This window comes from Streptomyces anulatus, assembly GCF_014650675.1.
GTDB classification, from domain to species: domain Bacteria; phylum Actinomycetota; class Actinomycetes; order Streptomycetales; family Streptomycetaceae; genus Streptomyces; species Streptomyces anulatus.
In genome coordinates this window covers 246,576-268,290 of sequence record NZ_BMVK01000005.1, presented here as the reverse complement: position 1 = coordinate 268,290, position 21,715 = coordinate 246,576, and the positions used below count along the sequence as shown (strand labels likewise).

Annotated in this window: 19 protein-coding genes and 2 pseudogenes; 8 read left to right on the top strand and 13 right to left on the bottom strand. The window is 70.2% G+C overall.

Annotation, left to right across the window (positions count from 1 at the left end):
- Window positions 1-4: 4 nt before the first annotated feature.
- On the bottom strand, window positions 5-781 hold the full coding sequence (locus tag IE272_RS15325) for a hypothetical protein (RefSeq protein ID WP_050357187.1): 777 nt from the start codon (window positions 779-781) through the stop codon (window positions 5-7).
- Window positions 782-1,162: 381 nt separating this feature from the next.
- On the opposite strand from IE272_RS15325, the gene IE272_RS15320 reads away from it, so the two are divergent.
- The gene (locus tag IE272_RS15320) at window positions 1,163-3,646 is read left to right on the top strand and encodes a GTPase-associated protein 1-related protein (protein ID WP_190007086.1); all 2,484 of its coding nucleotides are present in this window, start codon (window positions 1,163-1,165) and stop codon (window positions 3,644-3,646) included.
- A gap of 85 nt (window positions 3,647-3,731) precedes the next feature.
- Here IE272_RS15320 and IE272_RS15315 read toward each other — a convergent pair whose 3' ends face one another.
- On the bottom strand, window positions 3,732-4,307 hold the full coding sequence (locus tag IE272_RS15315) for a YrhB domain-containing protein (RefSeq protein WP_190007175.1): 576 nt from the start codon (window positions 4,305-4,307) through the stop codon (window positions 3,732-3,734).
- A 250-nt stretch (window positions 4,308-4,557) separates the two neighbouring features.
- On the opposite strand from IE272_RS15315, the gene IE272_RS15310 reads away from it, so the two are divergent.
- Together IE272_RS15310 and IE272_RS15305 are read left to right on the top strand one after the other, a co-directional pair.
- The gene (locus tag IE272_RS15310; RefSeq protein WP_190007085.1) at window positions 4,558-6,837 is read left to right on the top strand and encodes a DUF6571 family protein; all 2,280 of its coding nucleotides are present in this window, start codon (window positions 4,558-4,560) and stop codon (window positions 6,835-6,837) included.
- Between the two features lie 14 nt (window positions 6,838-6,851).
- A complete protein-coding gene (locus tag IE272_RS15305) occupies window positions 6,852-7,400 on the top strand; it encodes a hypothetical protein (protein ID WP_190007084.1) in 549 nt (182 codons plus the stop codon).
- A gap of 443 nt (window positions 7,401-7,843) precedes the next feature.
- On the opposite strand, the gene IE272_RS15300 is transcribed toward IE272_RS15305, so the two are convergent.
- From IE272_RS15300 to IE272_RS15290, 5 genes and pseudogenes are all read right to left on the bottom strand, one after another.
- Window positions 7,844-8,641: a hypothetical protein gene (locus tag IE272_RS15300; RefSeq protein WP_229897318.1), complete on the bottom strand. Its 798-nt coding sequence runs from the start codon at window positions 8,639-8,641 to the stop codon at window positions 7,844-7,846.
- Between the two features lie 43 nt (window positions 8,642-8,684).
- A pseudogene (locus tag IE272_RS38725) lies at window positions 8,685-8,885 on the bottom strand (caspase family protein); the annotation flags it as partial.
- A gap of 843 nt (window positions 8,886-9,728) precedes the next feature.
- Window positions 9,729-10,391 (bottom strand): annotated as a pseudogene (locus IE272_RS38710) (caspase family protein); the annotation flags it as partial.
- A 2-nt stretch (window positions 10,392-10,393) separates the two neighbouring features.
- Window positions 10,394-10,825: an effector-associated constant component EACC1 gene (locus IE272_RS38705; protein WP_229897317.1), complete on the bottom strand. Its 432-nt coding sequence runs from the start codon at window positions 10,823-10,825 to the stop codon at window positions 10,394-10,396.
- Between the two features lie 125 nt (window positions 10,826-10,950).
- On the bottom strand, window positions 10,951-11,412 hold the full coding sequence (locus IE272_RS15290) for an ATP-binding protein (protein WP_190007083.1): 462 nt from the start codon (window positions 11,410-11,412) through the stop codon (window positions 10,951-10,953).
- A 153-nt stretch (window positions 11,413-11,565) separates the two neighbouring features.
- On the opposite strand from IE272_RS15290, the gene IE272_RS15285 reads away from it, so the two are divergent.
- Window positions 11,566-12,444, top strand: a complete 879-nt coding sequence (locus IE272_RS15285) for a helix-turn-helix domain-containing protein (RefSeq protein WP_190007082.1) — start codon at window positions 11,566-11,568, stop codon at window positions 12,442-12,444.
- On the top strand, window positions 12,441-12,686 hold the full coding sequence (locus tag IE272_RS15280) for a DUF397 domain-containing protein (RefSeq protein WP_190007081.1): 246 nt from the start codon (window positions 12,441-12,443) through the stop codon (window positions 12,684-12,686). The genes IE272_RS15285 and IE272_RS15280 overlap by 4 nt, the downstream gene beginning before the upstream one ends.
- A 125-nt stretch (window positions 12,687-12,811) precedes the next feature.
- Here IE272_RS15280 and IE272_RS15275 read toward each other — a convergent pair whose 3' ends face one another.
- Together IE272_RS15275 and IE272_RS15270 are read right to left on the bottom strand one after the other, a co-directional pair.
- Window positions 12,812-13,540, bottom strand: a complete 729-nt coding sequence (locus tag IE272_RS15275) for a polysaccharide deacetylase family protein (protein ID WP_190007080.1) — start codon at window positions 13,538-13,540, stop codon at window positions 12,812-12,814.
- Window positions 13,541-13,979: 439 nt separating this feature from the next.
- Window positions 13,980-15,545, bottom strand: coding sequence for an alpha/beta hydrolase (locus tag IE272_RS15270; RefSeq protein ID WP_190007079.1), 1,566 nt, complete (start codon window positions 15,543-15,545; stop codon window positions 13,980-13,982).
- A gap of 441 nt (window positions 15,546-15,986) precedes the next feature.
- Between IE272_RS15270 and IE272_RS15265 the strand changes: the two genes are divergently transcribed.
- On the top strand, window positions 15,987-16,460 hold the full coding sequence (locus IE272_RS15265; RefSeq protein WP_056698366.1) for a hypothetical protein: 474 nt from the start codon (window positions 15,987-15,989) through the stop codon (window positions 16,458-16,460).
- A gap of 36 nt (window positions 16,461-16,496) precedes the next feature.
- Window positions 16,497-17,156: a hypothetical protein gene (locus IE272_RS15260; RefSeq protein ID WP_190007078.1), complete on the top strand. Its 660-nt coding sequence runs from the start codon at window positions 16,497-16,499 to the stop codon at window positions 17,154-17,156.
- Window positions 17,157-17,228: 72 nt separating this feature from the next.
- On the opposite strand, the gene msrB is transcribed toward IE272_RS15260, so the two are convergent.
- From msrB to IE272_RS15240, 4 genes are all read right to left on the bottom strand, one after another.
- Complete coding sequence (msrB, locus tag IE272_RS15255) at window positions 17,229-17,636, bottom strand: peptide-methionine (R)-S-oxide reductase MsrB (RefSeq protein WP_007452191.1); 408 nt, start codon at window positions 17,634-17,636, stop codon at window positions 17,229-17,231.
- A 10-nt stretch (window positions 17,637-17,646) separates the two neighbouring features.
- Window positions 17,647-19,041 carry a UDP-N-acetylmuramate--L-alanine ligase gene (gene murC / locus IE272_RS15250; protein ID WP_190007077.1) on the bottom strand — a complete coding sequence of 465 codons (1,395 nt, stop codon included), beginning with the start codon at window positions 19,039-19,041 and terminating at the stop codon, window positions 17,647-17,649.
- A 65-nt stretch (window positions 19,042-19,106) separates the two neighbouring features.
- On the bottom strand, window positions 19,107-19,559 hold the full coding sequence (locus IE272_RS15245; RefSeq protein ID WP_176739551.1) for an indole-3-glycerol phosphate synthase: 453 nt from the start codon (window positions 19,557-19,559) through the stop codon (window positions 19,107-19,109).
- 163 nt (window positions 19,560-19,722) lie between these two features.
- A complete protein-coding gene (locus IE272_RS15240; RefSeq protein ID WP_050357173.1) occupies window positions 19,723-20,532 on the bottom strand; it encodes a pyrimidine reductase family protein in 810 nt (269 codons plus the stop codon).
- Between the two features lie 37 nt (window positions 20,533-20,569).
- On the opposite strand from IE272_RS15240, the gene zapE reads away from it, so the two are divergent.
- Window positions 20,570-21,661 (top strand): cell division protein ZapE, encoded by a 1,092-nt coding sequence (zapE, locus tag IE272_RS15235; RefSeq protein WP_050357172.1) that lies wholly within the window; start codon window positions 20,570-20,572, stop codon window positions 21,659-21,661.
- The last annotated feature ends 54 nt before the right edge of the window (window positions 21,662-21,715 follow it).

Sequence of the window (21,715 nt, the reverse complement as noted above, 5' to 3'; positions counted from 1 at the left end):
GGCCTCAGCTCTGCTTCTCGACGGCGGATTCCAGCCGGACCAGCATGGCGGCCTGCGCCTGGACGACGAGGTCGTCGATCTCCCGCTGGGTGCGCCCCTTCGCCCCCTTGCCGGTCACGGCGACGGTGAACTGCAGGGTCTGCGCCTGCTGCCAGGCGTAGTGGTGCGGTCCGCCGAGCTCGGAGCTCTGGTACTGCCCCATCTCGCTGAGGGAGTCCTCGGAGGTGGTCTGCGTGGCCTCGCCGCCGAGGAGCGCGGCTGCGACCATGGAGCCGATCAGTTCGCCCTCGCGCAACTGCTGGGTGGGGCAGCGCATGCTCTCCTCGATCGACTCCGCCATCTCCCAGGCCGCGTCCTCGCGGGTGCGGTGCACGGTGACGACGGCGCCGAGACGCACCGGCCCCTTGCCCTGCTCGGCGGGCAGTTCGAACGACCGGGTGAGGGTGGCCAGGACGCTGTACGCGGGCTTCTGCTGCTGCCAGACGCAGTCCTCGCCGAGCACGGGCCAGGTCGCGGGGTCGCTCTCGTACGGGCTCCGCTTCACCACTCCGGGGCCGAAGCTGTCGGGACCGGCGATGACGCGGTCGATGAAGTCGCGTGCCTCGGCCCGGGTCTTCGGGAGCCGGGCGGGGTCGGGTACGAGCGACTGCTCGGGCGACGGCCCGGAACCGGTGCCTCCGCCGGGGTCCGGGCTCGCGCTCGCACGCGTCGAGGCGTCGCGCTTCTCCGTCTCCCCCCGGTCGTCCGCCGCGCCGGAGCAGCCGGCGAGCAGCACGGTCACCAGGGCCAGGGGCAGTCCGTACCGGGCCCCCCTTAACGGCACGTGACAGGTCACAGCGTTTCCCCGTTCCTCCTCGACGCCGCGTCGATCATAGGTTCGCCGGGCATGGCCGACGGGTGCCGAGGAGGGACTGTTACCTCGTCGGGACATGCGTGGCGCGACGGCCGGCGGCCTCCTCCGGCCGCCCCCCTCGGCAGGAGTCCGGCGAGGCGTCGTCCCGTCGACGTAGCACGGCGGCCCTCTGGGCAGCACCTGACGCAGCGTAGGGATTCCGTCCCCGTCCTTGATAACGTCGCCTCCGCGGCTGCGTACTTCTCCCCCGACCCAGCCGTACGGGGTGGGCACGGGGATCGGGCGCGGCAGGACGAAGAGGGCCGACAGATGAGCCTTGCACAGGTGCACTACACCTCCGCCGCGCCGGGGGACGAGGGAACGGCGGGCCGGTTCACGGCGGTCGGCCCCGGGGTGTCGGGGGCTCTGCTGGCGGAGATCGAACCCTTGGTGCGCTACGAGCTTCCCGGCGGCGTTCCCGAGCGGCCGTCCGACGGCGAACTGCGCTCACTGCCGCAGGCGTTCGGGTATTTCGCCCTGTCCGACGGCAGCCGGCTGGTGGCGCGTTCGGCCCCGGTACGGGACACGGGCGGCACGGGGGCGGGCGTCCGGTTCCACGCGCACGCGGTGCACCTGCCGCCGGGGGTTCCACTGCCGGGCGACCGGCTGCCGGTCGAGGCGTGGCGTTCGCCGCACTGGGTGGCGGTGACGCCCGGTGGCGCGACACCGGATCCGCTGGCGCTGCCGCCGGGTCCGGCGGCGGTCTCCGAGGGCCTGGACGACTTCGCCGTCTCGCGCGGCCCCTGGCTCGCGGCCGTGCTGGCGGATCTGCGCCGGGCGAGCGACGCGGAGGCGGCCGGACGGCCGGTGGCGCTGGTGGAGCGGCAGTGCGCGGACGTGGCCCGGTGGCTGGGGCTCGCGTCGGTCACCTTGCCGAGGGAGAACGCGGAGCGGCTGACGTTCACGACGTACACCCGCCGGCCGGGGAGTTCGGCGTCGCGGGTGGTGGGGGTGCTGCCCGAGGACGCGGGGGCGGCACGAGCGGCGGGCCTGCGGGTGCACGCGTGCGCGGGCCCGGCCCCGGCGGGCGGCACCGAGGACGTGTGGGCGACCACGGCGGCCCGGGTCTGGCGGAGCCGGTCGCCGGAGCTGTTCCGGGAGGCGCGGGAACTGCCCGGGGAGCCGTTCGCGGCGGGTCCGTTGGCGGTGACCGCGCTCTGCGCGGGAATCGCGCTCGGGCCGGACGGGCGTGCGGCGGCGGCCGGGTGGGCCGCCGATCGGCCCTACGCGCTGGACGCCCAGCGCACGGGCCGGTTGGTCGAGGCCATCGCCTCCCCCGGCATCGACGACCGTACGGCGGCCGAGTTCGACGCCGCGGGACGGCTGTTCGGCGCCCTGGAGGGACGCTGCCCGGCATCGGTGACCGCCCCGCTCGCGGCGATGCTGGTCACGGAGGCGGTGCGGGGCGGCAACGGCTCGCTGGAACTGCCGCGCCGGGACGCGTTCGCCGGTCCGGAGGGGGCGGAGGTCGCCGAGCGGCTGGGTCCGGAGATCCTGACCGAGCTGGCCGACACGGTCGGTTCGCGCTCGGTGGCGCGCACCGTACAACTGCTGCGGGTGGCCCGCCTGCTGGGCGTGGACGGCACGGAGTCGCTGCCGGGGGTCGTGGACCGCCTGGCGCCCGCGCTGCTGGCGGAGGCGTCGGTGGCGCAGGAGGGGCCCCCGGGCTTCGCACCGGCCCTGCTGGAGCTGCTGGACGAGCAGTTCGAGGTGCGGACGGCGTTGCTCGGCGCGCTGGACCGGGTCGCGCCGCAGGACCCCGGGGCGGTGGCCCGGTTCCTGGAGCGGGTCGCGCTGCCGTTCACGGGTACGCAGGCGCTGCCGCATCTGCGGATGTGCGCCGAGGTGCCGGAGGCGATGGCGACCCTGGGCGGTGACCGGGCGGCGGTGTGGCACCGGGTGCTGCGGGCGGCCGGCCTCTCCCCCTTCGCCGAGCCCCTGGTCCTGCGCACGGCGGTCGGCCTGGTGTGGGAGGACCGGGCCCCGACGGTCGAGGAGGCCCGGCTGCTGCTGGACGCGGCCACTTCGGACTCGCACCGCGTGGCCGGCACCTGGGCGCGGCTGGTGGACGCGGCGCTCAGCACGTCCGCGGCCGGCACGTCCGCCACCGGGACGTCCGCCACGGGCACGTCCGCCACCGGCACGGACGAGGCGGCCCGGCTCGCCCACGACCTCCTGCGCGGCTTCCCCGGGGAGATCGGCGGCCGGGAGCGGGCGGGCCTCCTGCTGCTGGACCTCGTACGCGAACTGCGCACGGGCGCGCCGGAACCCGGCTGGGCGGAGCGGGTCCGCACCCTGTGCGCGCAGGCGGAGCCGGTCGAACCGGCGCTCCGGGAACGGGCGCACGCGGCCCTGGTGGAGCGGCTGCTCGCCCCCGACCGCCCGGGGGCCGAGCTGTACGACTTCGTCCACGGCGCGGACGCCGAGCTGATCGCCGCGTACGACCGCACGGCCCGCACCGCGTCGGTGCGGTCCCGGCTGCGCACCCAGCCCGCTTACGCGGCGGACTGCTTCACCGTCTGGACCGCCCACCCGCACGCGGGCCGCGCCTGGCCGCCGGTGGCCGCCGCCCTCCTCGACGACGTCCTGCGCCCCGCCGTACGCGGCATGTCGGCCGAGGACGTCGCGGAGGTCGAGGCGACGGTGGGCCGCACGGGCAGCAGCGGCCGGGCGGACGCCTTCCGGGACTGGAACCGGTCGAGCACCCTGGGACGGCTGGGCCGCCGGATCGCGGGGCGGGTACGGCGAGGGTGAGCCGGGGTCAGGGCGGCCCTGACCTCAACCCGAGGCTCACGGCGACGGCGCATCCGGCATCCGGCATCCGCGGGCAACGCATCCATCACACCTGGTCGCCCGGGGTCTCCGCCCCGCTCAGAACGGTCTTCACCGCGTACACCGGGTTGAGGGGCTCCACGAGTTCCCTGGTGGAGACGGCCACGAGGCGGGCCGGCACATCACCCGCCAGCAACGCGCTCACGTACTCGATGGCCTCAGCGGGCGAGAGCACGGGGACCCTCCGGCGCAAGGTCCGCACAGCGTGCACGCGTCCGCGCGTGAGGGCGACGTCACGGAGCGCATCGTGCAGATCATCCACGGCGGTGCGAACCGGCAACCCCCGTATACGGCCCCGGTAGTCGTCCTCCCACGCCCCCGTAACCGAAGAGACGACGCCGATCTCATGCAGTCCCCCGTCAACACGGTCGACCAGGTACGGCCCGTTGCCCGCCAACATGAACGCCGGATCCCCGGTGCGCACGAACGTCTCGGACGTCCAGTGGACGATCCACACCAACGCGTGCTCCTCGACATCCACCACAGCCATGCGGAGTGCCGCTTCATCCATGGCACGCCACCGCTGGTAGTCACGCTCCAGTTGTGCCTCGACGGCCCTGACGGCGGATTCTCGATCGATCACATCCGCAGCATTCCGCACCGCCCAGGGGCCGTCCAGCACGCCGAGGCGCCCAAGTGGCCGCCGCCCTCGGTTCGCGGGGGCGGGGCAGGGCGGGACGGCGAAGGTGAACCGGGGGCAGGGGCGGAACGCCTGGCCCCGCGACTGTCTCGAACTCGCACATGCATACGTTGCTCATGTTCGTCCGGGCTAGATTGGCGTCCGGGGGCGACTCCACCTCGCCACTCTCCGACCAGCCGTTCATGGGGGAACCGTGCTGACTTTCGACGATGTGGTGCACGCACCCGTCGGCCAGCTGAAGACTGCGGCCGACGACTGGGCCACGATGGTGACCAGGTTGGAGAAGCTCGCCGAGGAGGCCCGGACCGGTATGAAGTCGAAGGCGGGCAAGGCGCGGTGGGAAGGTGTCAACGCCGGTGTCACCAAGGAGTTCATCGGGAAGACGGCGGCAGAGTTCGACGACGCCGTGTCCCAGGCCCGGGGTATCAAGTCCCTTTTGGCGGATGCCCACACATCCTTCGCGTACGCCAAGAAGACGCTGATCGGCATGCGCGATGAAGAGGGACCCGCAGCAGGTGTGGTGATCAGCGCCAGGGGCAAGGTGTCGGCACGGCACGACCTGGAGGACGACCATACTGCGCGGCGGGATCCGGACTATCCGGAGGCGTTGCGGAAGCAGAAAGAGGCCGTCGCGTCCTGGCAGCGGAAGGTCGACCGGATCGTCGAGGACTGCTCCGATGCCGACGAGTCGCTGAAACGCGCCCTCGAAGCGAATATGAAGAGCAAACACGACTTCAGCAAGCCTGTATACAAGACCCTCGACGCAGAGCAGGCGGGTCACGCGGCGGAGCTGTTGAAGACGGTCACAGGAGAGGGCGGCACGGCCCGAAATCTGGACGCGCTGCGCAAACTTGAAGACATCATCGACGACAACCGCCGCGATCCCGAGTTCGCCACCGCCTTCTACCGCCGACTGGGCGCGGAGGGGACGCTGGAGGCGTACACGCGGATGTCCCTGGACTCCACGTCCCTCGGCCCGGCGGGAGCGGACCGCGTCGGCATGGTCCGCAACATCCAGAGCGACATGGGGGCGATGCTCGGCTTGGCCACCACCCCGTCGGTGCCGAACCACCTGGACGCCGCCTGGACCGACCAGCTGCTGAAGGCGGGCCGCCAGGAGATCGACGTCTCCGGATTCGCGGGGGTCGGCGCGAAGGTGTACGGCTACCAGGCACTCGGAGCGCTGCTGCGGGAAGGCACCTACGACCAGCAGTTCCTGACGTCGGTCGGCCGGGACATGATCGCCATGGACAAGAAGGACCCTGAGATCTGGTCCCGGAACCTGCCGTACAACCAGGGCATGGCGATCAACCTCGACGCGGACGGAGGGAAGGGCTTCAACCCGGTCACCGGCCTCATGGATGCGATGAGCAGGCATCCCGCGGCGGCGGCGGAGTTCTTCAACGAGAACCTTCGGTCGGACACCAACAACGACGGCATCGTCACCATGCTGGACGTGGAGACCAGCGGCAAGGACGCGCAGAGCGTGGTCGACTACATGCTCGACAAGAAGCCTGCGGACGACTGGTACGACACCACCGCCGACAGTGGTCCCACGCTCGGGCAGAAGACCATGGGCAACGCCCTGGAGGCAGCGGTCACGGGCCGCGTCCCCGGCGACGACGACGCACCGCCGGTGCGTCACACCTCGGACATGAGCGGCGTCATGGAGAAGGTCGTCGAGAAGATCGGCACGAACCCGGAACTGGTCTCGGCCAAGGCCGGCGACCCGCCCGGCCCACTGAGCGCCCTGGCCCCGCAGTTCGGCGAGATGGCGGCGGAGTACATGCCGGACCTGCAGGCGACGGCCGAGAACGCGGCGGGCCAGATCAAACCGTTCGGCGAACCGGCCGAATTCGAGAAGCACTTGATGACCCGGTTCCTCGGCTCCGTCGGCCAGGACCCGGACGCCTACGGTGCGATCACCCATGCCCAGCAGGCCTACACGACGGCGCTCGTGGGCGACGCGTTCCGCCACCCCGAGCGCCATGCGGACATGGGCGAGGCGATTCGTAACGCGGTTCACCCGGGCGGGGAGATCGCAGGGATGATGGGCGAGGCGAGATCACACGCGGTCATCGATCTGAAGACGCACGAGAACAACGAGTACAACAAGGGCGTCGAGGACAATGCCAAATGGACAAACCGGATCATTGACCTCGTTGGCGCGAAGTATCTCGAACTACTCCCCGTGGGTGGAGACGTGGTCGGATGGATTCAGGAGGATGTCACCGACACAGTCATCGAAAAGTCAATGAGAGAAAACACGGAAGAAGCCGTACTCGCATCAGGAGAAAACTACACTCGAGCGGAGACATCGACCAAAGAAGCTGCAGCAGCCGCCGTTGCAACAGGAGGAAAGGCGGCCGGACTGGCACCGAATGAATACCAAGCTTACAAAGGTTCCGCATCCACAGCAACTGCAGATGCCTACTCTGTCGGCCATAATATGTCCGAGAAGAATCGCCCCTGAGGGAGTATCGGCTCATGCATCACATCAGAAGAATCTCGGCAGCCGTCACCCTTTCCCTGACTCTCGCAGTGGCCACGATCGGCTGTTCCAAGAATGAAGTAAAAGCCGCACCAGAACTGCCGGACGGATTCTGCTGGAACGCCTTCGAGAAGACGGACGTCCAACCCTATATCATTCCCGGCGAAAAGATGACCCAGGATGCCGACACTTTCTACTTCGCGGAACGAAAAAGAAGCGCACGCTGTCTCATCCACGTTGACGGAAAAAGCGCATTCAGTGCGTTTGCGCGTTTCCAGGACGACAAGCTCGGGTTCGATTGGAGCTCCTTCGATCGACTCAAGCCGAACCCTGTAAAAATCGGAGAGAAGGGAATTGTCTGGAACACCGGAGCACGCACCTATTTCCCCTGCAAGGCAGCAGCAAACTCCGACGCCTCGACCGCTAAATACCTTGAGCTCGAAATATTTCTCAGCGGCGCACAAGTCGAGAACCACCGAAAGACCCTCCCCGACCTCCTCAAGCAGTTCACCTCTTTCGCCCAGAAGGAACTCAGGTGCGGATGAACCGGGGTGCGTGATGCGGCCACCCGCGCCCGGCCGCCGGTGGCCGCCGGATCGCGGGGCGGGTACGGCGGGAGTGAGCCCCGGGGGGCGTCGATCGCCTGGACGGCTGTGCGTGACCGCGAAGGACCACAGCGGTGACGCGCCCCCGGAGAGCTCTGGAACCGGAGGCCTCCGCTTCCTGTGACACCCGGGCATCCTCGCGGCCATGCCGGGTAGGCGGATGACACCTACGCCCCGAGGAGGAACCATGTCGCAACTGTTCGCCCGTCTCACCCGGTTCACCCGCAGCCCCCAGGGTCGGCGGACGATCGCGTCGGCCCGACGTGCCGCAGCCGACCCGCGCAATCGTGCCCAGGCGCGCCGCCTCTTTGGCCGGCTGCGCGGACGCCGGTGAAACCGGTGACGCCGGTGACGCTTCGGCGGGAGCGTCATGTGACGTCACGTCACGTGCTCGTCTGATAGGTCATGAACCAGTGGGTGTCGAAGTAGTGGGCCATGGTGAAGGGGTGGTCCTTCTCGATGAGGATGCGGCAGACGAATTCTGCGGTCGAACAGTCGAAGGTGGTGTCCTCACCGTCCACCGTCCGTACGGTGACGGGCCAGCGGTCAGGGTCTTCGTCGGCGGTCTGCCAGCAGTACAGGTCCTCGTGCTCGGTTCCCGCCCAGACGAGCAGGCCGTCCTTCTGGAAGTCGTCCCACGGTTCCTGGTTCAGATTGAGCCACTGGTCGAACGCGCCCTCCCCGAACGTCTCCACCATGCGCTTGTAGTCGGTGGGAAGACGCGTACCCAAGCGCGCCTCCGTCTTCGCCCAGTCGATGTCCGGTCGCCGGGGCGGCAGGGTCCAGCCGGTGACAGCGATGAGCCGCTCGACCCAGCCCCCGTCCTGGCCGGCGGTCCTCGATGACAGCGCGTCGATCCGGCGCGGGGTGACCGCCAGCACCGGAACGATGTCGCCCTGCGCATCCAGTGCGGTACCCGCACCGAGCCACTCTCCCCCATGGGCCCAGGCCACTACCGTCTCGGCGTGGCCTTCGAGGAGGTCCAGGAGACCGGTGCCGTCGATCCCGTTCACTCCAGGGGCCACTATGCCGTCCAGGGCCAGGCCCTGCGGTTCCCCGTGCCGGGAAGCCAGATCCTCGACGAGCGCGTGCGGGTCGGTGTCCTGCGAGAGGTACAGAACCCCGCTCGGCCGTGGGATCCGGTCCAGCAGGTCGTTGAGCATCGTATGAGTGAACTTCATGGGGAAAGGAAAGCGCACCCCACTGACAGGCCCCCGGCCGTGGTCAGCCGCGCTGGATCCCCGACGTGTCGAGCAGGACTCCTCTGTGGCCGTCCTGCGTCTGTGCAAGGAGGCCCCGCTCTCGCTGCTCGACGGCCAGATACCAGGTGCCCGGGAGCAGTTCTCCCACCCCCTCGTGCTCCTCGGTCACGCTCATCAACTGTCGACGCACCGGTACCGCGAACCAGAACGGTGCGAAGCCCGGGGTGGCCGGGATCTCGATCTCGTCCCCTCGCTGAATCCCTGTCATGTCGAGGAGGAACCCCCGCCTCGTTCTGTCCTCGGAGAGCACCACCATGCCCACACCTCTCCGCTCGACGGCCAAGTACCAGATACCGGGCACCAGCTCGGCCACCGGATCCAGGGAACCGTCCTCGCCGTACAACGGACGCGGGACCGGCACCGCGAACCAGAACGGCTCGAAACCCGGCTCTGCCGTGGCCATCACCGCACTCGCCAGGCGTTCGGCCTCGCGGACCGTCCGTTCGGTACGCCGCTTCGCGGCCGCCACGTCGCTCGGGCTCTGCCCGGACGAGAGCTCCGCGGCCTCCTCGGCGACCCCTCGCTGAATCCCGGTCGTGTCGAGGATGAAACCCCGCTTCTTCCCATCCGCGTAAAGCACGACCATGCCCACACCTCTCCGCTCGACGGCCAAGTACCAGATGCCGGGCACCAGCTCGGCCACCGGATCCAGGGAACCGTCCTCGCCGTACAACGGACGCGGGACCGGCACCGCGAACCAGAACGGCTCGAAACCCGGCTCTGCCGTGGCCATCACCGCACTCGCCAGGCGTTGCGCGGTCTCCACCGTCTCGCGGGCGCGGCGTTGCGCCTGCTGGTGCAGCCGTTCGCTTTCCAGCCGCAGCTGTTCCGCCTGCCGCTCGGTCCGCGCAAGCCGCTCCTCGGCGTCGCTCTGCCGGAGCAGCAGGTCCGACGCGTCCGGCGCGGGCATTTGCGGCGGGTTCGGGTGCGCCACCGCGCGGTTGCGCGCGATGGCGATGAGACCGCCGAGATTGCGGTTGCGCTGCTGCGGCAAGGGGCGGGACTTACCGGCGAGCCTCCGGTGCACATGCCGGTAGAGGGTGTCCATGTCGAGGGGATCGGGTCGGTCGGGCACGCCCTCCGTCAGGGCGGTGATCAGCTCGCCGGTGAACGCGGTGTAGCGCTCCCCCGGCGGAGACAGCGCGGGCCGAGTCTCCGACGAGGCGGTGAGGAGGCAGGTGCCCTCGACCACAGCCTGGTCGGCGATGTGCGTACTGGCGCTCATCTTCCCGAGAAGGGCGCGTCCGCTGTAGCAGCAGTCGAGGATCACCACGGTGCTCTGGACGGTGGCCTGTTGGTCCAGAATCGCGCGGCGCAGGTACTCGTAGCGCAGCGAGGTGTATTCGCGCTCGCGGTCCGAATCCGGCAGGGCGAGGTACAGCTCGTCGGTGTGCGGGTCCGTCAGCCCGTGTCCCGCGTAGTAGACGAGCAGGGTGTCCTCGGCGCGACGGGCCTTGTCCCGCACGGTGTCGAGGACGTCACCGACGCTTCTCGGCTGGGAGATCACCGTGCAGGCGGTGTCCGGCAGCCCCCACACCTCGGGATCGGTCAGCGCCGCGCGCAGCCCTTCCAGGTTCTGGGCGACGGCGGGCAGGCTCTCCAACGAGGTGTAGTCGTGGACGCCGATCAGGACAGCCTCGGAACGGTCAGGGTCGGACAGCAGGCCCACGGCTACTCGTCGTCCCCGGCAGGGAGAGCTGACGCACTGCCGGCCGGGGTCGACGGCAGGGCGGAGGCGCCGGCGGCCGACGCGTTCCACATCCGCAGGATCTGCTCGACCTGTTCCGGGGAGTTGTCCCGCAACGTCACCACGACGCCGTCCCGTTCGAGCCGCACCTGCGGTGGTCGCGAACGTGAGCCGCGCCAGGCGGCAATCGCCGTGATCAGGCTGCCCAGGGCGATGCTGTTGGCGAGCACGACGTTGACGAGTTCGAGACCATCACCCATGTGGCCCGCGGCGGGCGGTTCCGCACCAGGAGAGAACCTCGCCCGGCCACGGAGTTCGGGCTCTGCCATGAGCCAGCGGCGCAGGGACGAAGCGGCCTCGGCACCGCCCGTCTCCCCGTCGGCCGTGCCTTCGCCGAATGTGACGTTGACCCGCATGCCCGGTTCCTCTCCCCCGTTGCCGACCGGCGGTGTTCATCGTAGGGGCCGGTAGACAGTCGCACCGGGTCTTCCGGATCTCCTGGCACTTCCGGGGCCGGGCTCGCGGGCGACGCCGAGAACCCTCAGTACAGCAGGTCCAGCTCTGCCCGCACCGTCTTGCCCGGCCTCCGGTCGAGGACCGCCCAGCGGTCGGCCAGCGCGTCCACGATCAGCAGCCCGCGCCCGCTGTCGGAGCTGTCCTCCGGCGTGGTGATCTCGCCGGGTCCCGGCGGCCGGCGCTCGCCCCGGGTGTCGGACACCTCGATCCGCAGGAGGCCGGGCGTCTCCGGGTCGCCGGGCAGGTGCGACAGGCGCAGTTCGAAGTTGCGGCCGGGGACGCGGCCGTGGGTCGCCGCGTTGGCCGTCAGCTCGCCGATGATCAGGGCCGCCGACTCCGAGGCGTCACTGAGGTACGGGACGCCCCAGGTGTGCAGCTTGTACAGCCCGACCCGGCGGGCGAGCCGGGCACCGCGCGGATCCGCACCGAATTGACGGTTGAACACACGTACGGTTACGGGAGGTTGGGTCTTCGTAGGTGCTTCCATGCCCCCAGATTCCGGGCTTCGCACCCCTTCGGCCAGGTCAGAAACCCGTACGCTGAGTCAGCGTACGGGCGCGAAGGGTAGACGGTACGGGTCACGTTCCGTGAGCATGGACGGGTCGCGAACCAGGACAGGCGCACGGGGAGGTGGCCGTACATGACGCACGGCACGGACAGCATCGACAGCCCGATGTACGGGACTTTCGGCAACGGCAGCGGGCGCAGCCCCGAGCCCGAACCGCAGTACAGCCTCAAGATGTTCGGGGAAGTCGTCAAGACCTTCCGCAAGCGGGCGCGGCTGACACAGGAGCAGTTCGCGCCACTCGTCGGGTACTCACCCGAGACCGTCGCCTCCATCGAGCAGGGCCGCCGCCTCCCGCCGCCGGACTTCGCGGAGCGCGCGGACAGCATTCTCGACGCGTTCGGGGTGATCCTGGCGGCGGCGAAGCATCTGACGCGGCGGAAGGGGCTGGCGAGTTGGTTCCGGCAGTGGGCGGAACTGGAGCTGTTGGCGCTGAGTCTGTACACGTACGAGTGCCGGTTGATTCCGGGGCTGTTGCAGACACCGGCGTACGCGCGGACGCTGTTCGCCGACCAGCTACCGCCGCTCGCCGACGAGCAGATCGAGGCCCAGCTCGCGGCTCGGCTGGATCGTCAGCGGCTGCTGCACGAGCGGCCGAACACCGCGTTCAGCTTCATCCTCGAAGAGCATCTGTTCCTGCGGGACTTGGGCGGCGAGGACGTCACCAGGGAACTGCTCGACCACATCCTCGACCTGTCCGAGCTGCGCAATGTGGACGTCCAGATCATGCCGCTGGTGCGGCATCACCACGCGGGACTCGGCGGTCCCGTACAGCTACTGGAGACACCGGGTCACCAGTGGTTCGGCTATCTGGAAGGGCAGGCGCACGGGCAGCTTGTCTCCGATCCCAAAGCGATCAGCGTGATCCAGATGCGGTGTGCCAGTATGCGTTCACAGGCTCTCTCGTTGGACGACTCCAAGAGCCTGATGCGGCGGATGCGAGGAGCGAGATGAGCACCACACCCCTGGCCTGGTTCAAGAGCAGCTACAGCAGCGGCGACGGCGACTCCTGCGTCGAGGTCGCCCTGGAGTGGCACAAGTCGAGCTACAGCGGCGGCGACGGCGACTCCTGCGTCGAGGTCGCCGCCTGCCCCTCCACCGTCCACGTCCGCGACTCCAAGCTCGACGAGAGCCCGCGGCTCGCCCTCGCCCCGGCCTCCTGGACCCGCTTCCTCACGTACGCCGCCCAGGGCTGAGCCCCCGGGCGGGTCGTGGAGCGCGCGGCGGTGACCCGCCACCCCGACCGCCCGTGGACGTCGGCGGAGGCCGGGACGGGGGCGGGGGCGGGCGCTGTGCGCGGCACCGCCCCCGGTGGGGCACGTCAACGCCAGGGCGCTGCCCTGGCATGGAAAGCCAGGCCCGGCCACGCCTCGACCGGTGTGGGTGAGTACACGATCCGACCCGGGCACAAGCCCCGCTCGGCCAGCCCTTGGACGATCTTCGGGATGGCCGCGAGGGTCGTCGGCAGACCGTCGTGCATCAGGATGATGCCGCCCGGCTTCACGGTGAGCGCGTTCGCCACGATCGTCTCGGTGGGAATGCCGCTCCAGTCGACGGTATCGGCCGTCCAGATCACCTCGGTCATCCCCAGTCGGGCCGCGTCCCGCCGGGTCCGTACGTCGGTGCTCCCGAAGGGCGGCCGGAACAGCGTGGGCGCCCGACCCGTCTGGGTTCGGATGACGCGGCTGGTGTCGCGCAGTTCGGCGAACGCGGCGGTCGCGTCGAGCTCTACGAGATTGGCGTGGGTGTAGGAGTGGTTTCCGACCTGATGGCCCTCGGCGACGATCCGCCGTGTCCCGGACCGCTGCCCGTCGGCCAGGTTGCCGGTCACGAAGAACGTCGCCCTGACGCGTCCGGCATCCCGCAGCGCCTTCAGGTACTCGGGCGTGGCGTCCGTCGGACCGTCGTCGAAGGTCAGGGCTACGTAACCGCCGGAACAACGGCTCCCGGAGGCCGTCGCCTGTGCGACCGCCGGCGGTAACGCGAACGACGTCATCAGCATCGCCACAGCCGCGCTGAACCATATGCGCGATCTGTATCGGTTTCTCATACGGAGATCCTCTCCAGGGGTGGACTGGTGAACGAGCAAGGCACCGGAGCGCCACGAAACAGCGGCTCACTCACCCATATCCGCCCTGGGTATGGCTGCAGCCGGACGTCGCACACGTTGCGCAGGACAGGTCTGTCCCTCGGAAAGATGCGGCAAACGCCGGCAGGCTCTGTATAGATCCCGACAGAGCCCGGCAAGTACGTCCGTACAGGTTCAGCTCGGCGAAGACCGCCTCGGGTGTCACCGCGCAGCCCAGCTGAAATCCCGGCAGCAACGCGGTTCACCGGTCCGGTGGTGGCACCGGACCATGAGATCGCGGGTGGTCCACCGACCAGGACGGGGCTGTCCACTGACGAGGACAGGGCTGTCCGGCCCGAGGCCGGACAGCCCTGCAACAAGATCTTCGGCTGCCTCTTCCGGAGGATGCCTCTGCCAGGGCTCAGCGGCCGGAGAAGGGGAGGCGGGCCGGTGCCGTGGCGGGGCCCGGCGCGGCGGAACGGGATTCGGCCGCGGGGAGCGGGTCGGCCGCGCAGGTGACGTCCCGGGCCGGAAGCCTTCCGGTGATCAGATACCGCGTGGTGACCTCGTCGGCGCAGGCGCTGATGCCGAGCGAGTACACGCCGTGGTCCTGCCCCTCGTCCACGGTGACGAGCCGGGAGCCCTTCAGCGCACGGTGCAGGCCGAGTGCGGCGGCCAGGGGGGTCTGCGAGTCCCATGCGTTCTGGACGATGAGTGCGGGGACCTTGTTGTCGATCTTGGTGGCCGCTTCGACCGGGCGGTCCCAGTAGGCGCACGGGAAGATGTTCGAGACGGAGTCGCCGTACAGGGGGTAGCGGACGCTGTCGCGCCGGGAGTCGGCCCGGTAGACGGCCGGGGAGGTGGGCCAGCGGGTGTCACCGCACATGATCGCGAGGTAGCTCGCCAGCTCGTTGTCGGTCGGCACGAAGGTCGGGAAGGTCGGGACGGGCTTGCCCGCGACGGCGTCCCGGAGCAGTCCCAGGGTCCTGGCGGCGACGGAGGGGTGGGTGATCTCCCAGCGTATGTACTCGCGGACCTCGGCACCGTCGAACATGGTGCCGCCGAGGTCGAGCGGCTCCCGGTCGGCGCGCGCGACGATGTCCCAGAACAGCCTCTCGACCTCGGCGGGCGTGTCACCGAGTCCGTACCGTGCCGCATGACGAGCGGTCCAGTCCGTCCACCGGTCGAACGCGGGCTCGGCCTGTTCCGCCCAGGACTGCGCCATGCTCCGCCAGACCCGCTTCGGGTCGACCGCGCTGTCCAGGACGAACCGGTCGACCCGCTGGGGGAACAACTGGGTGTACACGGAACCGAGATAGGTCCCGTACGACAGTCCGAAGTAGGAGATTCTGCGCTCCCCGAGGGCCGCGCGGATGACGTCCATGTCTCGTGCCGTGTTGCGGGTGGTGATGTGCCGGAGCGTTTCCTTGTTGCGGTCGCGGCACCGGTCCGCGATGTCGCGCGCCCAGGCGACGTCCTTGGCGAACGTCGCGTCCTTGAAGGGCCGGTATGTCAGCCGTTCGTCGGCGGTGGTCGTGCCGCAGGCGAGCGGACTGCTGGCGCCGACCCCGCGCGGATCAAAACCGATCAGGTCGTACCGGTCCTTCACGGACTGCGGCAGAAGACCGCTGAGCGCCAGGGGGTAGAAGAGCCCGGAACCGCTGGGGCCGCCCGGGTTGAAGAGCAGGACACCGCGGCGCTCGGCCGGGCCGGCGGCCTTGATCCGCGACAGCGACACATCGATCTTTCTGCCGCCCGGCCAGCGGTGGTCCAGGGGCACCTCGATGGTCGCGCACTCGACGGTGGCAGGGAGGTCACCACCGCACCCCCGCCAGGTCGGTGAGGAGGTGGACGGCGCGGCCACCGGCGAATCGGGACCGGCCGCGGGCGCAGCCGTGGCGGTGGCCGTGGTGCCGAGGAGCGCGGGGGCGAGCAGCGCGGCGACGCCCAAGGCGATCTTGGAGATCGATCTTCGTCTCAGGAGCAATGGAGTGCCTTCGTTCGCTGGGATGGTGAATGGGGCGCTCAGTGGTCCGGAGGGACGGACCGCAGGGTCGTCGCACAGGCTAACGACCTTACGGAACAGGCGAGTTCGGATGCGCGATTTCAGCGAGGCGTCCGGCTGAGGATGCGGATGCCATCCTCGGGGATCGAAACGGACCACCGGTTCGCGCGCCGGGTTCTCGTCGGGGACTATCACGGTCGCGAGCGCCCGCTGATCCCGGACGAGATCCGGTTCCAGGTACCGGGCATCGTCGGGTACGGAGTACACCTCGGTGATCGCGTCGTCGCCGCCCGGGTGCGCGAACATCAACCTCGGGCCTTCCTCCCGGTCCGGGCGCCGGTGCCGGGCGGGTAACGTAAAGAGGTACTGACTGATTGACTCATGGGCCTCCTGGCGGGCTGCGTGAACCCAGGAGGAGCAAGCATGACGACCAACCGTGGACGCAAGGACGTCATCCGTGACCGGATGGCCGCCACCGGCGAGTCGTACAACGTCGCCGCCCGCAACCTCAAGGCCATGAAGGACATGGGCGCGACCCGCGAGGCCGTCCTCGTGCAGCGCTGGAAGCCCGCCGACAGTTTCGACGTGCCGTGCCCGTGCGGCGGGACCTGCGAGCCGGGCGAGACCTGCGATCACTGCCACGCCCGCCACCGGCACGTGAAGCGCTACCCGGGCTCCACCACCGAGGTCGAGACCTGGGCCGACCGCTACGAGTGCACCGGCTGCTCCTCCTCGTACACCCTGACCATCCACCTGGCCGGGCGGCCCTGGGGCGTCGCCGAGACCGTCGTCCAGGGCGGGTCGGCCGAGGAGGTCGTGCGGGCCCGGGTCTTCCCCGGCGTGATCCACCCGCTGCTGCGGTCGGAAGCGGGCGGGAGCGACGACGACGAGGAGTGATCGTCGGGGCCGCACCCCTGTGGTGGAATCGGCCCCATGACCGCTCAGGACGTCGCCCGCACACTGCCGGGCATACCCACCCTTCGCGACCGCTGTCGCTCGATGGCGATGCTGGACGCGATCATGCAGCCGGACAAGCCGCATCTGCGCCGCCACAGTTTCGACGCGCACTGGTCCCCGGGCCGCGAGCTGGCCTCCATGGACAACGGGGGCGGGGACACCTACTCCATCGTCTTCTCCGCCGCGGGCGCGTACGTGATCGGCTTCGACCACACCTCCCCGCTGAACCCGTACGCGAGCGACGACGAGGTGCCGTTCCCCGGGGTCCTGGACTCCGTTCCCGAGGTGTTCCGGTCCTGTGTGGAGGAACCGTCGTTCCGCCTCGACGACATCTCCCTGGTGACCGCCTGCCTGTGGCGGGAGACCGGCGACACGGCCTGGCGCACGGGCGACGTGGACCCGGACCTCGGCGACGACGGGGCGGACTGGCTGTTCGGGATGCTGATCGACGGGACGCCGAAGACCTACGCCGACTGGGCCGCGTACTACTTCGACGCCCGGGTCGACCTCGATGCCGTGCAGGACGTCTACGAGCTGCGGCCCCTCACACCCGAGGTGGTCGAGGCCCTCAACCCGGCGGTGACGCCTGAGCGGCTCGGCGACGCCGCCGCCGCCATCGGGTATCCCCTGGCCTGATGACAGCACTGTGCCCCCGCCTCCACCCGGCACACGCGGGGAGGGGGCGGGGGCACACGCGAGCCGTGCGGCTCAGCTCTCGTCCGGCGCCAGGGTCAGCGAGATCGAGTTGATGCAGTAGCGCTGGTCCGTGGGGGTCGGGTAGCCCTCGCCCTCGAAGACATGGCCCAGGTGCGAGCCGCAGCGGGCGCAGCGCACCTCGGTGCGGACCATCCCGTGGGCGCGGTCCTCGACCAGCTCGACCGCGTCGGTGTCCTTCGGGTCGTAGAACGACGGCCAGCCGCAGTGCGACTCGAACTTGGTGTCGGAGCGGAACAGCTCCGCCCCGCAGGCCCGGCAGGAGTAGACGCCCGCCGTCTTGGTGTCGGTGTACTCACCCACGAATGCGGGCTCGGTGCCGGCCTGGCGCAGCACCGCGTACTCGGCGGGGGTCAGCTCTTCCCGCCACTGCTCGTCCGGCTTCTCGACGTCGTACGACACGTCCCGCTCCTCAGTTCGACAGGTGGTCCAGGATGCGCGGGCCGAGGTCGGTGACATCGCCCGCTCCCATGGTGAGAACGAGATCGCCGGGCTTCGCCATTCCCGCGACGGCGGCGGGGACGTCGGCCTGGTCGTGGACGGCGGTGACCTCGGCTCCGGCCTCCTTCGCCGCGTCGATGATCAGGGCGCTGGTGATGCCCGGGATCGGGTCCTCGCGGGCCGGGTAGATGTCCAGGACCACGGAGGCGTCGGCCAGGGCGAGGGCCTGGCCCATCTCGGTGCCCAGCTCCTGCGTACGGGAGAACAGGTGCGGCTGGAAGACGACCAGGATGCGGGCGTCGGCGGCCGCGCCGCGCATGGCCTCCAGGTCGGCGGTCATCTCGGTGGGGTGGTGCGCGTACGAGTCGATGACCTGCACGCCCGCCGCCTCGCCCTTGAGCTGGAGGCGGCGCTTGACCCCGGTGTAGCTGCCGAGTGCGGAGGCCAGGTTGTGCGCCGGGATGCCGAGGGCGACCCCGGCGGCGAGGGCGGCGACCGCGTTGTGGGCGTAGTGGCTGCCGGGGACCGAGACGGTGAAGGTCAGGAACTTGCCGTTGAGGAGGACCGTGACCTCGCTGGTCAGTCCGCGCGGGGTGACCTTGTGGACGCGTACGTCGGCGTTCTCGGCGGAGCCGTAGGTGACGACCTTGAGGTCGGAGAGGTCGCGGACCCGGCGGGTCAGCTCGACCGCGCCGGCCTGGTCGGCGGAGATGACCAGGGTGCCGCCGGGGACGACCTTGCCGACGAACGTCTCGAAGGAGTCGTAGATCTCGTCCATCGAGGCGTAGTTCGCGTGGTGGTCCAGCTCGACGTTGAGGACGATCGCGACCTCGGGGTCGTACTTCTGGAAGCTGCGGTCGCTCTCGTCCGCCTCCGCGACGAAGATGTCCCCCTCACCGTGCGTGGCGTTGGTGCCGGGGCCCTCCAGGTCGCCGCCGATGGCGTACGAGGGCGACAGGCTCAGCGAGGAGAGGGCGACGGCCAGCATCGACGTCGTGGTCGTCTTGCCGTGGGTGCCGGCGACCGCGATGGCGCGCAGGCCGTTCATCAGGGAGGCCAGCGCGTCCGAGCGGTGCACCACGGGGATCGACAGCTCGTTCGCCCGGAGCAGCTCCGGGTTGTCGGCGCGGATGGCGCTGGAGACGACCACGCAGGACGCGTCGTCGGCCAGGTGGCCCGCCGCGTGCCCGATGTGCACGGTCGCCCCCAGCGCCCGCAGGGACTCGGCGGTGGCGGACTCCTTCGCGTCGCTGCCCGCCACCTTCGCTCCGCGCTGGGCGAGGATCTTCGCGATGCCCGACATTCCGGCGCCGCCGATGCCGATGAAGTGGGGTCGTTCCATGGCGGCGGGAATGCCGGGTGCCATTTGTGCTCCTGCGGTTTCGAGTGCGTGGGCCGCGGACCGGTGCCACCCCGGACCGCGCGCCCAGCCTATTCGCTGTGCGCGAAGAGCTTGAGCACCGGGACGCCGACCTTGTGCCGGGCGCGGGAGGCCCAGTCGCGGTGGAAGAACTCCTCCACGTAGTGCGGGGCGGTCAGGACGATGACCTCGTCGGCTCCCGCGTCCTCGACCACGGACTTGAGCTTGTCGAGGGGGTGGTCCTCGATCACCTGTCCGACCGCTTCGGAGCCCGCCTCGCGCAAGGCCCGTAGGGAGTACTCCAGGCCGATCTCGGCGGGTTCGCGGGCCTCGTTGCCCTCCGGCTCCTCCCCCTCCCGGACCGCTTCCTTCAATTCCCCCATCGCCACGTCGTCGATCGCGCGCAGCAGGACATCGGCCTGGTCACCGCGCGGCTGCAACAGAACGACGAACGAGATCCGCTCCTCGCCGTGGAGGGTGGTGACGAAGTCCACGTCCTCGGGAGTGAGCGGCTTCTCGATCATCAAAACGCTTGTGAACACGACAGGCGCCCTTCCGCTTCTTCGTCTCGTCGACGACCGGCTCGACCGTCGACGGTCGTTTGCTGAAACCATCCTTCCCCGTGCTTCCACGGGGACTGCAGGGGTAAGTGTGCCCAGCCGGAGCTAAGCGGAACGGTAAATTCCGCTATCTGTCGGTCCGACGGTACCGAGTGAAGAGGAACCCGGCCTCTTCCAGCAGTGATGCCAGGAAAAAACGTTCCGGCACGGCGACCCCGGGACCCCCCGCGATCCGCTGGGCGTCCCCGGCGGTCAGCATCGGGGACACCGTCAGGCACAGCTCGTCCAGCACGCCGGCCGCCACGAACTGGCCGAGCAGCCGGGGCCCGCCCTCGGTGAGCTGCCGGGTCAGCCCCCGGTCGGCCAGCTCGCGCACGACACGGGCCGGGTCCACCCGGCCGCCCTCGCCCGCGATCACCACCTCGGCGCCCGCCTTCCGGGCCGCCGCGATCCGGTCGGAGGGGGCCCCGGCACCGGTGACCACGAGTGTGGGAACCAGCGGCTCGGTGAACAGCGGCAGCGAGAAGTCCAGGTCCATCGAGCCGGTCACCACCGCGACGGCGGGAGCGGGGCCCTGTCCGGCGGCGGCCCGCCGCGCGGCGAACGCCTCCCGGGCGCGGGCCGGACGGTACCCCTCCAGGCGTACGGTCTCGGCCCCGGCGATCACCACGTCGGCCAGGCCCCTCAGGGTGCCGAAGATCCGCATGTCGGCCGCGCAGGAGATGCCCTGCGAGCGGCCGTCGTGCTGGGCGGCCCCGTCGAGGGTGGAGACCATGTTGGCGCGCAGCCAGGGGGTCCCGGCCCCGTCGGCCCGGAGGGCCGGGGGGTAGGCGTAGGCGTCCGCCAGCTCGTCGAGGCTCCACTCGCGGTCGATGGGCGGCCCGGACGGGTCGGGGGCGGTTCTTGTCAGGTCCGTCACAGGGAACAGGCTTCGCATGGGTTGCAGTCTGGCACGGGCCTTAGGGTGGAGAGTTGTGTCGTCATCCACCGCGTTTCCGGGGCAGAGCCCCCTTGCCGAAACAGCCCCGCTGTCCCTGTGCGCCCGCGAGCCGCACGTTCCCGCAGACCGTCTGGTCGCCGAGATGGTGCCTCCGCCGCGCTTCGACTCGGTGCGCTTCGACACGTACGTCCCCGACCCGAACCAGCCCAGCCAGAGCGAGGCGGTCACGGTCCTGGCGGGCTTCGCCGCCGGGCTCGGCGGGTCGCACGCGACGGGCGCCGGGCGACGCAGGTGGTTCAGCAAGAAGCCGGCCGCTCCGACCGGGCCGCGCGGCGTGTATCTCGACGGCGGCTACGGCGTCGGCAAGACCCACCTGCTGGCCTCCCTCTGGCACGCCACGCCCGCCGAGCCGTCGCTGAAGGCGTTCGGCACGTTCGTGGAGCTGACGAACCTGGTCGGCGCCCTGGGCTTCCAGCAGACCGTGCGGACCCTCAGCGGACACCGGCTGCTGTGCATCGACGAGTTCGAGCTCGACGACCCGGGCGACACCGTGCTGGTGTCCTCGCTGCTCAGCCGGCTCGTGGAGGCCGGGGTGGCGCTCGCCGCGACCTCGAACACGCTGCCGGGCAAGCTGGGCGAGGGCCGGTTCGCCGCCGCCGACTTCCTGCGCGAGATCCAGGGCCTGTCCGCGCACTTCCGCCCGCTGCGCATCGACGGCGAGGACTACCGGCACCGCGGTCTGCCCGAGGCCCCGCCGCCGTACGACGACGAGCAGGTCACCCGGGCCGCGTACGCCACTCCGGGCGCGTCCCTCGACGACTTCCCCGGGCTGCTGGACCACCTGGCCCGGGTCCACCCGAGCCGGTACGGCGCGCTCACCGACGACATCGGCGCGGTCTGCCTGACCGGGGTGACGGCGGTGCCCGACCAGTCGACCGCGCTGCGCCTGGTGGTGCTGGCCGACCGGCTGTACGACCGGGAGGTTCCGGTGCTCGCCTCGGGTCTGCCCTTCGACCAACTGTTCAGCGACGAGATGTTGAACGGCGGGTACCGGAAGAAGTACTTCCGGGCGATCTCCCGGCTGACGGCGCTGGCGCGTGACGCGAAGGGGCTGGTGGCGCAGTAGGTTCGGGGGCGTAACGCGACGGGGCACGGCACTTCGTGAGGTGCCCCGACTTAT